The sequence below is a fragment of the Zhengella mangrovi genome, from assembly GCF_002727065.1.
GTDB lineage: Bacteria > Pseudomonadota > Alphaproteobacteria > Rhizobiales > Rhizobiaceae > Zhengella > Zhengella mangrovi.
In genome coordinates this window covers 81,602-95,043 of the sequence record NZ_PDVP01000013.1, presented here as the reverse complement: position 1 = coordinate 95,043, position 13,442 = coordinate 81,602, and the positions used below count along the sequence as shown (strand labels likewise).

Below are 13,442 nucleotides of genomic sequence, written 5' to 3'. Positions count from 1 at the left end.
CGCGGGAATGAGTCCCCCTGCTGGCCGGAATGCTTCCGGTGTCAAAAAACTGCCGCCCGAGTTCCGGGCCGGCAACCAAGAACAAGAAGCAGTCTACAGGGGATATCATGGAAGGCCTCAAACGCCAGCTTCTCACGGAGCTTGCCCGACAGAACTCCGTTCTCGAGGTCGTCATGGCCTGCGTCGCTCAGGGCATCGCGCTCTACGACCGCAAGCTCAATCTTGTCCTGCACAACGAGAAGTACCTGTCGATCTACGACGTGCCGCAGGAAACCTCGCTCGTCGGCACGAGCAAGCTCGACATGCTCTCGATGCGTTCCGACCGGGGCGCCTACAGCGAAAAGCATTTCCGGACCTACCTGCAGCAGATCCACGCCATGCTGAGCCGGCGCGAACCGATGCGGGCCGTCTGCGAACTCACCAACGGCAAGGTCATCGAGGTCAACGCGGCGCCAATGGAAGACGGCGGCTGGCTGTGCACCCACCACGACATCACCACCCAGCACAAGCTGCAGAAGACGATCGAACACATCGCCTGCACGGACGAACTGACCGGGCTCTATAACCGGCGCGTGCTGGAAAAGACGTGCCTGGACGCGCTCTCGGACTGCAAGCCCGGCTGCGGGACGGCCGTCGCCCTGCTCGACCTGAACGGCTTCAAGCAGATCAACGACGCCTACGGCCATTTTGCCGGCGATCTTATCCTCAAGCAGGTTGCCAGCCGCTTGCGGGCCGGAACCCGCCGCGAGGACACGATCATCCGGCTCGGCGGCGACGAATTCGCCGTCATCCAGCCCAGGATCGGAACGGCCGCGGATGCCGAGGATGCCGCGCGCGGCATCATGGAACGTTTCCAGGAGGAATTCGAGGTGGACGGCCGGCACGTCTTCGTCGGCAGCAGCATCGGGATCAGCTACTGCGACACGGGGAAGACGGATCTGCAGCACATGCTGGTCGAAGCCGACAAGGCGCTCTACCGGTCGAAGGAATCGGGAGAGGGATCGCTTTACCTGGTCCGCTTCGGGGCCAACGGTCCGGCGATCAAGCTGCTGGCGCAGGACGATGCGGGCGCCGGCATGCCGGCCGCCGCGATCCGTGCCATGCCGGCCGAGGCCGTCGTCTGGAACGGCTACACGTAAATCGCGCCAGCGCCACCGGCGCCTTCTGCCGCATCGCCACCCGTTCCAGCCCGGCCGCCCGGCAGGGAGTCCCTGGCGTTCTGACCACCACCGGAGGCACCGCCGGAGTGACCGTTGCCACCATCACCGGCGTGCGCCTGGCCGCCCGGATCGAAGCCCTGCGACGAGGCGCGGTCCGCCCCGTTCTGGTGCATGGTTGCGGCTGGCGCGCCCTGGGCGTTGTGCGCACCGGTGACGCGAAGCTCGGCGATGGTGCAGCCCTGGTGGCGCAGCCAGTCGGTGACGCTGTCGGCATCCATTTCCAGCAAGCGCTGACCTTCCGCCGTTTCCGCCCTCATCTCCACGACCAGGCCTTCGCCCGTCGTGCGCAGCGTCAGGCCGACATGACCGAGGTGCTCGGGTTTCAGCTGGATCCGCATCGTCTGGGGCGTGGACTGGGTCACCCTGGCGTCGTCCGGAAGACGGGACTGCCGGTCACCGGCCTGGTCGGCTCCGTCCACGATGTCGGCGATGGCCGAGGCAAGCGAACGCGTATCGAGCGGCGATGACTGGACCTGGCCCGAGAAGGCCGCGTTGACAGGCTGGGCCTGCGAGGTGACCTGTTTTGCCGGCGGGACCGGATCACCGAAGGGCGACTTGTCACCCGGCTGGTCGTCGGAGACATCGCCATCGCCGGTTGGCACCGGCTGCCCGGGCGCTATGCCCAACCCGTCTCGCATGTCCGCGCCGTCACCGGCAGGACCGTCCGCGACCATCGCTTCGGTTCCCGACGCAATCCGCGGCTGGCGGTCGCCTGCGTCCCTGACGGTCCTGGCCTGCGGATTGACCGGGAGTTCCACGATCCCGGCGCGGGCGGTCATGTCGGCCTGTCCCGCAGGCGCGAGAGGAATCGCGTAGGGCGGCGGGTCGATCCGCTTGGCCGGCGGGACATCGCCGTCTCCAACCGGCGCCGGTCCGCCAGGCGTGATACCCAGCCCGAAACGCATGTCCACCCAGCCGTGGCGGATGGAATTGGGGACCAGCGCCTCGGTGCGGTTGCCGGTTCGCGGCGCCGGGTGACCATGGCGGAAACGGGCCGTCAGCGACAGCAGCGGCAGAACATCGTCGACCAGCGTTTCCGGTCCCGGCTCGTCCGGCGTTTCCTGCACCAGGTCGTCTGTAAGCGGTATCTCCTCCTCCTCGGCTGGCGGAGGATCGGCGATGTCGGACGCGGTCTGTGCACCGTTCAGCCCGGGCGTCGTTCCCGAAAGAACCCCGGAGAAGCGCCCGCCGGCGCCGGGCGCAACGGCTTCCTTCGGCTGGTGGGGCCGCGCCGGCGCGGCGACAAGGGCGGAGAAGGCGTCGCGGCCCGGATCCTTCAACCCGCCACCGCGGTTCTGCGCGGACGTCCTGTCGCCCGGCCCATCCTGGGCGGGCGGAGAGATGAAGCGGCTCTGGATTCCATTCATGGCGCACCTCGTCGTGGCAATGATTTCAGAAGGTCGTCCACGGCATTCATCTGTTCACCGGCCTGGTCCATCAGCGGCTTCAGGTCGGCAAGGGCCTCGGCTTCGGCGGCCTTGGGATCGCTGCCCGGCTCCGCGTCGCCGGTCTTCGCGGCCTGCCCGCCTTCCGTTCCATCCTGCGGGGCATCGGCGCCATCATGGGCGCCGGCGTCCTCCCCGCCGAGCGCGGAAGTCACCAGCGCGGCGGATTCCGGATCCCCGTCGGTCGCCTGGTTGACGGCCGCGACGGCGGCATCGAGAAGGCCCTTGTCATTGTCGGGCAGGTCATCACGGCGGACATGCTTCAGCGTGCTCCAGGCGCGGACCAGTTCGCCCTTCGCGACCTGCGTCAAGGCAGAATAGAGATGGGCACGCTGGACCCGCTTGTCGGCGCGGTCTGACAGGTCGGCGAGCAGGCTCCTGGAGAGCTTTTCCGCCAGTTCCGTGCGGCCCGCGACCAGCGCTTCCCGCGACAGGCGCATCTTGACCGGCACCCGGGAGGCGGCAGGCAGAAGGTCCATGACACTGTCGATGCCAGGCGCCGTGGGCAGCTTGACGACACCCTGCATGAAGAATTTCAGGAACTGGCTGAAATAGGGTGAGGTGCCGAAGCGATGGGCATAGCTGGCCGCGCGATCGTAAAAGCCTTCCGCGTCGCCGGTGGTCGCGGACAACCAGACGAGGCGCCGCAACGCGACTTCCTCGAGCAGGGTTCCCGGTGCGAGCAGGCGGACGAGGTTGAAGTTCTCGGCCGCCACTTCCTTGTTGCTGCCGATCGATGCATTGGCCTTCGCCATGGCGACATAGGCACCGAGGGGAAGCGGCAGGTCGCGGACGTCGATGTCCTTCAGGCGCGACGCGGCCGTCTTGGTATCGCGGCGCAGGTAGGAGACAATCGCCTTGGCGAGGTCGACCTCGGGGTGGTCGTCGGGAACGAACGCCAGCACCTGGACGGCTGCCACGGGATCGCCTCCGGCCAGCGCGAAGACGATGACGGGACTGATATCGGTGTCGGGGAGCACCGGCTTGCCGCGCATGGCGCGCAGCTGTTCGCGCATCATCTTGAGGATGTCGCCCTGCAGCTTCAGCGCATCGCGGTCGCCTTTCACGATGCTGTCCTGGACCTGGTAGAGCCCGGACAGCATGGCACTGGCCCCCGGAAGGGCCGAAGCGCGCGGCGCCGGCAGGGGCGGCGCTTCCGGCACCTTCCCAGGCGCGGCGGCCTCTCCGCCATGTTCGCTGCCACCGTGATCGGCCGCCAAGGCCGGCGCCCCGGCAAGGAGCGTCAGCATCACGGCCAGCGCAACGCGATGCCCCGTGCTCATTGCGCGACCTCGAGCAGCAGTTCGATGCGGCGGTTGGAATCGTCGTAGGGATCCTCCGGTACGCGAAGCTTGCGGTCGGCAAAGCCGGTGATCTGCGAAATCCGGGCCTCCTCCATTCCGCCGCGCTTGAGCATGAAGAAGGCGGCGCGGGCGCGGTCCAGCGACAGGCGCCAGTTATCGTCGTTGGCGGCGCGGATCGGGCGGCCGTCGGTATGGCCGAAGATGCGGATCTTGCCGGTCTCCTCCGCCAGGACCTTCGAAATGGCGTCCATCGCCTTGACCAGCGGCTGCTTGGGCACGGCCGACCCGATCTCGAACATGGGGAACCCGAGCTGGTCGGTCAGGGAGATCATGACGCCATTGTCCTGCGGCTTGACCTCGAGCTGGTAGATCTGGCCGGCGGCGGGGCCGAGCGCTTTTTCCAGCGCCTGGCTGATGTCCTTGGACACCGCCTCGACCTTCTCCGCATGCTGGCCGGTTATGTCCGTCGCGGCCTCGCCCGGTGGCTGGTCGGTCTTCTTGCCGGCCGGCTCGCTCTTGTCCTTGCTTTCCGTCTCGCTCGCCGCCTGGAAGGCCTGGTCGGTCATGCCGCCGCTATCGGGCGAGTCCTTCTTGCCGTCCTGCTTGCTGGCCACCTCGGACGGGGCCCAGTAGTCGGCGGCAAGCGGATCGATGAAGCCATCCGTGGTCTCGCCGCTGGCGTTGGACATGGGGTCGGCCACCGGAACCGTGGGGAAGCTGTTCATGTCGGGCGGGCCTGCGATGGCTTCCAGGCTCTTGGCGGGATTGGCGAAGAATGCCTGTTCGCTGAGCGGATCGGGCGGCGTGTCAGCAGCCTCGGTCGGCTGGTTGGCCTGGCCGGACTGGGCCGTCTGTTCGCCCGTAGCAGGTCCGCCCTCGTTTTCCTGCAGACCCTTTTCGCTGCGGTTGCGCTCGACCAGCTTGATCGGGTTGAAGTAGCTGGCGACGGAACGCTTGGTTTCCTCGTTGGCGGCATTGATGAGCCAGAGAACGAGAAAGAGCGCCATCATGGCGGTCATGAAGTCGGCGAACGCGATCTTCCAGGCGCCGCCGTGATGGCCTTCCTCGCCTTCACCGCCCCGCTTGACGATGATGATTTCCTGGGCGTTGCCTCCGTCAAGCATCGTCAGCGTCCCCGGCGGCGGCCGACAGGGCCTCGAAGCGGGTGGCCAGCACCTCGCGGTCGAGATGCAGGGTCAGGCCGCCGGGCGGCCCTTCGCGCAGGTCGACGGCGCACGCCTGTTTCTCCAGTTCGCCGCGCAGCGAGGACAGGAGGTCGCGCGGGACCTCCAGCCGGAACGGACCGCCGGGCCGCGCGGCCACGGCTTCACGCACTGCTGCCATGAACATGGACACGGTCCGGTCCCGCACGGCGGTGGCGACGATCGGTTCGAGAATCCGGCCGATGGTCGCCGACAGGGTTTCGGAAAGTTCGACGGCAAGCCGGTCGAGGCCCGTGGCAAGCTGGCCGGCAAGATCGGCCGATTGCGCCTTGATCCGGGCGTCGGCATCGGCGATCCCCCCGACGGCTCCCATGAAGCCGTAGTCGTCGGAATCGCCGCTTTCGTCCAGTTCCCCCGACAGTGCCAGCGGATCGCCCGTCCCGGCAGGCTGCTCTCCGGCGGTCTCGTCGCCCTCGGGGGCCGCCTCTTCCGGATCCATGCCGTCATCGGCCTCTTCCGTGGCGAGATCCGGGAAGGGCTCGAAAGCACCGTTGGCGGCTTCGGCATCCAGGGGCGGCAAGGCGAAGTCGGAAGGCTCCGACAGGGCCTTTTCCCAGGCCTGCGTGTCCTCCAGCGGCTCAAGCCCGCCGGACGGCAATTCGGGTTCGGCAGCCGGGAATTCGAAATCGGCCGTAGCGGGCAGCGGCGCGGCGGCAGTTTCCGGCTCTTCCGACAGGACCAGCGGTTCCCATTCAGCCACCTCATCGGTGGCAAAGGCGACGAAGGGCTCAGGCGCGGCCTGATCCTCGCCGAAGGCCTCGAACGCCTCCTGTCCGGGTGTGGCGGCGGGGTGGTTCATCATGCCGCCTCATTGAGCCAGCGCCGCAGGACCTGGATGGTGCGTTCCTCGTCGTAGTCGACCATGATCTCGAGCCGTTCCTTCGGCGTCATGCCCTGGTTTCGCAGGACCTGGAGATAATCGCCGTCCTCGTTGGCCGCCTGAAGGTCCGGCAGGCCTCCAATCCCCTGGCCAAGGCCCTGCCCCATTCCGGGCGCGAAGTCGCCGCCAAGGCCGCCTTCCCCGAAGGTGGTGGCTTCCAGTTCGGAGGAGAAATCCGCGTTGAAGGCATCGGCCCCCTCGGCGGCGGCATCGGGATTGGAGAAGGCGGCGCGCGTGAGCGGGCGCAGGCCGAAGAAGACCACGAGGGCCGCGACGGCGAGGAAGGCGCCGGCCTTGATCGCCGTGTTGACGTAGCTCTGCATCTCGCTGCCCATGCCGGCGTCCACCGGCGCCATCTCCTGGTCTTCCGGCAGGAACTCGATGGCCGTGACGTTGAGCTTGTCGCCGCGGTCGTCCTTCAGGCCGGCGGCGACGGAAACCATGTCGCGGAGCTTGGCCAGGCGCGCATCGATGTCGGTGCCGGCCGGCAGCGTCTTGGCCAGCATGTCCCGGTTGACGACGACAGCGACCGACAGGCGCTTGATCTCGAACCCGTTGCTGGTGACAGCGACGCGCTTGGTGTTGATCTCGTAGTTGGTGGTTTCCTCGCGGCGCTCGCTGTTTTCCTGGGTCTTCTGGGCGGAGTTGTTGGCACCGTTGTTCTGGTCGGTGGGAATGTTCTGCTCGACGGTGGTGTTCTGGACCGACTCCGCCTGGGACGAACTGTCCTGCGTCTTGACCACCTGGACAGAGCGTTCGACGCGCGAATCCGGATCGTAGATCGTCTCCTCGACCCGCTTGCGGTCGGTATCCAGCTCGGCATTGACCGACACGCGGAAATTCTGGTTGCCGATATGCGGCCGCAGCGCGTCGGAGATCTTCTGCGCGAGTTCGTTCTCGACGTTCTTCTCCAGGTCCAGCGAGACGCTGATGGCGTCGCCGAAGGTGTCCTCGCCGGCGGCCAGCAGCTTGCCGGACGCATCCAGGACCGTCACGTCCGAGCGGGACAGGCCTGGCACGGCCGCGGCGACGAGATGGCGGATGCCCATCGCCTTGGAACTGACGTCAGAGCCGTTGGTGCGGATGAGAACCGACGCGGTCGGCTTGCGGTCACGGTCGCGAAATCCGCCCTGGTCCGGAATGACGAGATGGACGCGCGCGGCCTTGATGCCGCTGACGGACTGGATGGTGCGGGCAATTTCACCCTCGAGCGCGCGTACGCGCGTGACTTCCTGCATGAAGGAGGTCAGGCCCAGGGTGCCGAGGTTGTCGAAGAGCTCGTAGCCGGCGCCCGCGCTGCCCGGCAGGCCCTTTTCCGCGAGGATCATGCGCGCGCGGCTGGTTTCGCCGGCCTCGACGAGGAAGGTGCCGCCCTTGGAATCGATATCGTATGAAATGCCGGCTTCCGACAGGACGATGCCCATCCGGTTGACGTCATCCCGGTCGAGCCCGACGTAGAGCGTCTCGAAGGTCGGGCGGCTCATGAACCAGGATCCGCCGGCGACGAGCGCGACGACGGTGACCAGCACCGCGGCCAAGGCCGCAAGCCTTGCCGGTCCCAATCCCTTCAGATTGCCGATCAATGTCTGGAGTTGATCCGCCACATTCCGCTCCGCCTATTCGACGGTCAACCTAGCGGGCGAAACTTGCGCGGAATTGGCGCGGACGCAAAAGCGGTGCGCCCGGCATGAAAAAGGCCGCCCGGAGGCGGCCTTTCCCGGAGGTCAGTGCGTGACCGCGATCAGCGGAACAGCGACAGGATGGAGGACGAGCTGGAGTTCGCCATCGACAGGGCCTGGATGCCCAGCTGCTGCTGCGTCTGGAGCGCCTGAAGGCGGGTCGATTCCTCGGTCATGTCGGCGTCGACCAGCTGGCCGACACCACGGTCGATCGAGTCCATCAGGTTCGAGACGAAGTTCGTCTGAATGTTGATGCGGCTCTTGGCGGCACCGAGGTTGGCGGCCGCGGTGGTCATCGACGAGAGGGCCGAATCGACGTTGGAGATCATGTCGTCGATGTCGGTGTCGTCGATGCCGGCTGCCGTGATGTCGAGGTCGGAGACCGAGACCGTGGCAGCGCCCGCACCCGTCGTGGTGAAGGTGGAGTCGAGGATACCGGACTGGTCATTGGCATCGAACAGTTCGGTGGTCGTGGTGTCGACGTTGATCAGGCCGACCGACACAGAGCCGTCGGAAGCGCGGTTGAACGAACCGACGATTTCCTTGGTGGCAATGTAGCCGGCAGCGCTGGAGTCGACGCTCAGCCAGTTCTCGCCGGAGAACGACGCCGATTCGGCGATCGAAACCAGCTGGTTCTGCAGTTCGCCGATTTCCGACTGGATCTTCGACTTGTCGACGCCCGGCTCGCGGGAGGCGACCAGCTTGGACTTGATCTCGTCGACCACGTCGATCGCCGAGTTCATGCCGGTGTAGGCCGTGTCAACCTTGGCGGAGCCGAGGCCGAGCGCGTCCTGGACCGTGGAAAGCGCCTTGTTGTCGGACCGCATCGTGGTCGCGATCGACCAGTAGGCGGCGTTGTCCGACGCTTCGGCAACGCGGTAGCCGGTCGAGATCCGGTTCTGCGTCGTTTCCATGGCGTGGTTGGTCATCTGCAACGACTTCAGAGCGGTCATTGCGGCAGAGTTCGTGATAATGCTGGACATGAAGTGTCCCTCCAAACTTCCAAAAAAGGGACATACCGGGCCGTCCGGTACAGCAGTCTGGCATCATGCCACGCGCCACGGAAAATGGCGCCTCTGCTGTTTCAAGAGCCGGTGATAAGGGTATTTCGTTTCTGACTCCTAAATACCCGTGCTCAAAAGCGTCGTTTCGCGGAAACTGGCACGGACAGGGTTACCAAATTCTTTCCCGCAGACTTCGCGCAAGCTTCACCGGATAGAAGGGTCGGAAGGCTTGGAACAGGACGTGCATTCATGCTCAGGAGCGCCATCATCGCCACGACCGGCATCGTCACGGTGCTGGCGGTCGCCTTCCTGATCGCGAGACCCGTCGCACCGGAAGCGCCTGCCGTGTCCGAGCACGCGGTGGCGGCGCCGAAACAGATGAAAAGCGCCGACCTGATCGTCCCCGTGTTCACCAAGGGATCGGTCACGGGGTACATCGTGGCCAACGTGGCGGGCGAGCTTGCGCCATCGGTCGATGACCAGGTTGCCGCCTGGTATCTCAGCGACGCGCTTCTGCAGCTGCTGCACGACGCCAAGGACGTGCCGAAGGACGAGGAAAGCGTCCCCGAATCAGACTGGCTGCGGGACCGGCTGGAAGAGGCGGCCAATCGCCGCTATGCCGCCCCGCTGATTTCGAAACTTGAAGTGTTGCGTATCAAGTACCTGAAACGCATATGATATTTTTTCCCTGTTAACATGGTTTAACATTTGTTAACCATGCTGGATAAAATCGTAACGTGTTTGTAAATGCGTTTTGAGCGAATTGGGGTGGTGGGCCGCATGGCCCAGGCATGATGCCGCATCACCCCACCTGGTTGACAGGATGTGACAGCTTGTTCCCAACAGGACCGGGATCGTGACCAGCATCAAAACCAACCCCGCCGCAATGATTGCGCTGCGGACGCTCAATGCGACCAATACAGCGCTCCAGCAAACACAGAACCGGGTATCGACCGGCTACCGCGTTTCCGAGGCTTCGGACAACGCCGCCTACTGGTCGATTGCCACGATCATGAAGTCCGACAGCAAGGCGCTTTCCACGGTCCAGGATGCGCTCGGCCTCGGCACTGCGAAGATCGACGTCACCTACATGAGCCTGAACTCCAGCATCGACGTGGTCGACAAGATCAAGTCGAAGCTGGTCGCGGCACGCGAACCGGGTGTCGACAAGTCGAGCATCCAGAGCGAAATCACGGAACTGCAGGCGCAGTTGCGGGCCATCGCGCAATCCGCGTCCTTCTCCGGCGAGAACTGGCTGTCGGTCGATTCCGGCGCGGCCAACTACGTGCAGGTCAAGGAAGTCGTTTCCTCCTTCACGCGGTCCGGCGCCGGCGTGACCGTCAACACGATCCAGATCGATACCGCGAACCTGGAACTGTTCGACGCGGCCGACCAGTCGGGCATGATGGACTCGACCTTCACGACGACGGGCACGGGTGCCCTGACCGTGTCGGTCGCCACGCTCGACATCACCGATCCGACGATGACCAACCAGGATCTCGACGACATGATCTCCGCGGTCGACGCGGCGCATGTCGGCCTGACCTCGGCGGCTGCCGACCTGGGCGCGACCAAGAGCCGGATCTCGATGCAGACGGACTTCGTCAATACGCTGCTCGACGCGATCGACCGGGGCATCGGCACGCTCGTGGACGCGGACATGACGGAGGAGTCGACCAAGCTGCAGGCGCTTCAGACGCAGCAGCAGCTGGGTATCCAGGCCCTTGGCATCGCCAACTCCTCGGCTCAGAACATCCTGGCGCTGTTCAAGTAAGGAAATCGCGGTCCGGCGCCCATTGCCGGACCGGAGGCCCGCGGCCCCGCCGGCGCAACGCCGGCCCTCCGCTTCGTTCCGGGCATGGCTATCGTACCTCACGCCTCATGATGCGTCTGGACGCGTCCGCGGTCCGGCCACCCGCACCGCCGCCATCGCTCGCAAATCAAGGTTGCCGCGGCGCTCTCCGGGCGCAGGCCCGGATTCAGCGCTCTTCGTAGAGCCGGTTCAGCCGGGCCCTGATAGCCCACCACAGGCGGCCGCCCCGTTCGAAGACGCACAGCATCTCCAGAAGGTAATCAAACATCTCGCCAGCTTCTTCGTGCCCGTGCGGCTCATAGGCCAGGATGTTCTCGAATGCCTCGATGGCCTGCAGGTCGAGTTTCTTCAGCGCAGCCATGTCCTCGGCCTGAATCGCCACGTCGATGGCCGACATGATGCTTTCGTATTCCATCGAAAGCACAGGGAACGAGTTCGCGCTTCTATATTTGAACATGAAGTGGTTCGGCTGCTCATTATTGACTGTATGCAATTATTTTGTGCAGAGCACTTAAAGCAGCAGGTTACAACGCCTTCCACCTTGAGGCAATGACGAACAAACAGCCAGATTGTATTTTCGATATCGCTTAAATAAAGCCGCTGCGGACGGCCTTCGCCACAGCCTGGATGCGGCTGACGCAATTGAGCTTGCGGCACGCGGTCGTGAAATAGTGGTTCACCGTGTGCTCGGAAAGGCCGGTGATGAAGGCCATTTCGGCACTCGTCTTGCCCTCGCCCGCCCAGTACAGGCATTCGCGCTCGCGCGCGGTCAGCACTTCGTCTTCTTCCCGCATGCCACTGCTCACAAATCGTGCCGCGGACTCGAAGGTCGCAAGCGCCTCGACAATCAGTTCGGACGTGATCCGGCGAACCGGTTCGGCGGATACGAAATGAAAGACGACAATGCCGAGTTCATCGGTCGCGATCGGGATCATCACGCCCCCGGCGATGCCGCTCTCGGCAAACACTTCCCGGAGCTTTTCCTTGCCCTCGTCGATGCCCTCCCCGTCTTCATCGCCCGCCGCCTCGGGGTCGAGCTCGACGAGGTTCCAGAGCACCGGGGCAACATGGCCCCGCACCGGGCCCAGCAGATCGCAGCCGCTGCGCTGGATGGCGCCATCCAGCATCTCGATGAAATAGGACGACATGCTGGTCATCAACAATACATCGGCCAGCGACCCTGTCTGAAGATGAACCGGCTTGCCGCGATAGATCAGGAAGTCCTCAAAACCATGGCGCTTGCACAACTTCAAGATCTGGGAGAATGCATCATGGGGCGACGAGATCAGCCAGGACATGTTTTCGACGACAACCCGCCGCTGCGAATTCCTGTCGCCAGGAAGTCCGGAACCGATCAATTCACGTTTCACCTTACCGCCCTCTTTCAACGGTGACATGTTACGAAAATTCGCAAAGATTGAAGTTGATGGATATCAAACAATTCACAGATCAATGCGCCTTTTCGGTCTCGACCCCCTTCTTGACTTCGTGGCCAACGCCAACAGTCCCATTGTCGTCGATGAGGTTCTTGCGCAACTCGTTGGGGGCAAAACGATCGGCATGAACCACCAGGACATCCTTCACGTCACTGTCCGGGAAGGCTTCCGTCAAGCGAAGACTGATGTTTTCCGAAATAACCTTGGGGTTAACCGCCGTATCGATCATCTTTTCGATGAATTCCGGAGACAATAGCAACTCCTGGTAGATTTCCTGAATCCTGATCGGAACCATCGGGTAGCGGTCCGGCGAACTGTTGGCACCAGTCTTAACGATGATGTTCAACGTCCTGTATTCGGCCACGGTTCCATTCCGGATCACCGGAGCGACCAGAATGCCTGAATCCCAGAAGACCGGTTCCGGCTCGGCGGCCTGCTGATCCGCAGCCATTTCCTCGACCGGCGCGCCGGCCGGCATGAGCGTGGAGGCCAATCCGCCTCCGAAGGCGGCCGCGATCGCGACCAGGCCGAACAGGATGGACTTGATCATAGCCGGCCGGCAACCGATGCCGTCGAATAGGTTCCGTCATCCTCGCTGTCGCGGATCTCGTTGATGACGAGGTCTGCCACGGAACGCACGGCGGCGGCCTGGGCCTGGAGGCTGCGGGCATTGGCCCTCAACTTGGAATTCAGGTCGTCGAGCCGCTCGCGAAGGCCGGCGATGCGCCGCCAGCCCGGATTGCCGTTGATCGCGCGGGACAGCTCGTAGAGAAGCCGGCTCTTGCGGGTGTTGTAGGCCTGCAGTTCGGACAGGCGCCGATCGGCAAGCATGTCACGCTCGCCATCGAGGCACGCGCCGATGGCCTCCAGCACCTGGATAATCGACCGGTGGTCTTCCTCCTCGCGCTTGCGGAGACTGTCGATCCGTTGCTCTACCATGTCGTCTCACTCCGTCTGTCCAGGCAGTCTGGGACGTCCTTCAGCCTGCCCGGCCCCGACCATTCGTCCTGTCTCATGCGCCATCGGCCTGGCGCGCGGCGCGCCGTGCCAGCTGCTCGCCGATCCGCTCGGCAATGCCCAACCCGCCATTGCTGGCGACCTGCTCGGCGATCTTTTCGCTGAGCATGGATTTCCACATGTCGCCCGACAGACCTGCACCGTAAACGGAATCCCCGTCCTGCGGCAGCATCTCGGCGATGAACGTCTGCAGGACGACCGCCTCGAAACGGGTCAGCGCGCTGGCATCCGCGGCCGCGGCCTTCTCTGCGCGGACCGGAGCACCGACGGCGAGCGTATCGCGCCAGGCTGCTCCTTCTGCCGCCTTCGCGGCCGGTGCAGACGGCGTCCCCGCAACCGGCGCGGCGGGCGCCAGACCTGCCAGGGAAGCTATTCGCGCATCCATGATCACACCCCGATCCTACGGCTCCGAACAGGTCTC

Annotated in this window: 14 protein-coding genes; 3 read left to right on the top strand and 11 right to left on the bottom strand. The window is 64.6% G+C overall.

Annotated features, from left to right (window positions below; translation table 11 throughout):
- Nucleotides 1-107 precede the first annotated feature (107 nt).
- On the top strand, nucleotides 108-1,139 hold the full coding sequence (locus CSC94_RS17940) for a sensor domain-containing diguanylate cyclase (protein WP_165784496.1): 1,032 nt from the start codon (nucleotides 108-110) through the stop codon (nucleotides 1,137-1,139).
- On the opposite strand, the gene CSC94_RS17935 is transcribed toward CSC94_RS17940, so the two are convergent.
- The 6 genes from CSC94_RS17935 to CSC94_RS17910 form a co-directional block, all read right to left on the bottom strand.
- Nucleotides 1,130-2,587, bottom strand: a complete 1,458-nt coding sequence (locus tag CSC94_RS17935) for a flagellar hook-length control protein FliK (protein ID WP_099307753.1) — start codon at nucleotides 2,585-2,587, stop codon at nucleotides 1,130-1,132. The genes CSC94_RS17940 and CSC94_RS17935 overlap by 10 nt on opposite strands.
- Nucleotides 2,584-3,948 (bottom strand): hypothetical protein, encoded by a 1,365-nt coding sequence (locus CSC94_RS17930; RefSeq protein ID WP_099307752.1) that lies wholly within the window; start codon nucleotides 3,946-3,948, stop codon nucleotides 2,584-2,586. The genes CSC94_RS17935 and CSC94_RS17930 overlap by 4 nt, the downstream gene beginning before the upstream one ends.
- Nucleotides 3,945-5,093 carry a MotB family protein gene (locus CSC94_RS17925; RefSeq protein WP_099307751.1) on the bottom strand — a complete coding sequence of 383 codons (1,149 nt, stop codon included), beginning with the start codon at nucleotides 5,091-5,093 and terminating at the stop codon, nucleotides 3,945-3,947. The genes CSC94_RS17930 and CSC94_RS17925 overlap by 4 nt, the downstream gene beginning before the upstream one ends.
- Complete coding sequence (locus CSC94_RS17920) at nucleotides 5,086-5,994, bottom strand: hypothetical protein (protein ID WP_133122923.1); 909 nt, start codon at nucleotides 5,992-5,994, stop codon at nucleotides 5,086-5,088. Before CSC94_RS17920 ends, CSC94_RS17925 begins: the two co-directional genes overlap by 8 nt.
- Nucleotides 5,991-7,676, bottom strand: coding sequence for a flagellar basal-body MS-ring/collar protein FliF (fliF, locus tag CSC94_RS17915; protein ID WP_099307749.1), 1,686 nt, complete (start codon nucleotides 7,674-7,676; stop codon nucleotides 5,991-5,993). The genes CSC94_RS17920 and fliF overlap by 4 nt, the downstream gene beginning before the upstream one ends.
- Nucleotides 7,677-7,813: 137 nt before the next feature.
- Nucleotides 7,814-8,734, bottom strand: coding sequence for a flagellin N-terminal helical domain-containing protein (locus CSC94_RS17910; RefSeq protein WP_099307748.1), 921 nt, complete (start codon nucleotides 8,732-8,734; stop codon nucleotides 7,814-7,816).
- A 270-nt stretch (nucleotides 8,735-9,004) separates the two neighbouring features.
- On the opposite strand from CSC94_RS17910, the gene CSC94_RS17905 reads away from it, so the two are divergent.
- Complete coding sequence (locus CSC94_RS17905) at nucleotides 9,005-9,433, top strand: hypothetical protein (protein ID WP_099307747.1); 429 nt, start codon at nucleotides 9,005-9,007, stop codon at nucleotides 9,431-9,433.
- Nucleotides 9,434-9,611: 178 nt separating this feature from the next.
- The gene (locus tag CSC94_RS17900; RefSeq protein ID WP_099307746.1) at nucleotides 9,612-10,529 is read left to right on the top strand and encodes a flagellin N-terminal helical domain-containing protein; all 918 of its coding nucleotides are present in this window, start codon (nucleotides 9,612-9,614) and stop codon (nucleotides 10,527-10,529) included.
- A gap of 205 nt (nucleotides 10,530-10,734) precedes the next feature.
- Here CSC94_RS17900 and CSC94_RS17895 read toward each other — a convergent pair whose 3' ends face one another.
- The 5 genes from CSC94_RS17895 to CSC94_RS17875 all read right to left on the bottom strand — a co-directional run bounded on the left by CSC94_RS17895 (nucleotide 10,735) and on the right by CSC94_RS17875 (nucleotide 13,406).
- On the bottom strand, nucleotides 10,735-10,965 hold the full coding sequence (locus CSC94_RS17895; RefSeq protein ID WP_165784495.1) for a hypothetical protein: 231 nt from the start codon (nucleotides 10,963-10,965) through the stop codon (nucleotides 10,735-10,737).
- Nucleotides 10,966-11,155: 190 nt separating this feature from the next.
- Entirely contained in the window at nucleotides 11,156-11,965 is an 810-nt protein-coding gene (locus CSC94_RS17890) for a helix-turn-helix transcriptional regulator (protein ID WP_099307744.1), read from the bottom strand.
- Between the two features lie 52 nt (nucleotides 11,966-12,017).
- On the bottom strand, nucleotides 12,018-12,554 hold the full coding sequence (locus CSC94_RS17885) for a hypothetical protein (protein WP_099307743.1): 537 nt from the start codon (nucleotides 12,552-12,554) through the stop codon (nucleotides 12,018-12,020).
- Complete coding sequence (locus CSC94_RS17880) at nucleotides 12,551-12,943, bottom strand: hypothetical protein (RefSeq protein ID WP_099307742.1); 393 nt, start codon at nucleotides 12,941-12,943, stop codon at nucleotides 12,551-12,553. Before CSC94_RS17880 ends, CSC94_RS17885 begins: the two co-directional genes overlap by 4 nt.
- Before the next feature lie 73 nt (nucleotides 12,944-13,016).
- Nucleotides 13,017-13,406 (bottom strand): rod-binding protein, encoded by a 390-nt coding sequence (locus tag CSC94_RS17875; RefSeq protein ID WP_099307741.1) that lies wholly within the window; start codon nucleotides 13,404-13,406, stop codon nucleotides 13,017-13,019.
- Nucleotides 13,407-13,442: the final 36 nt, after the last annotated feature.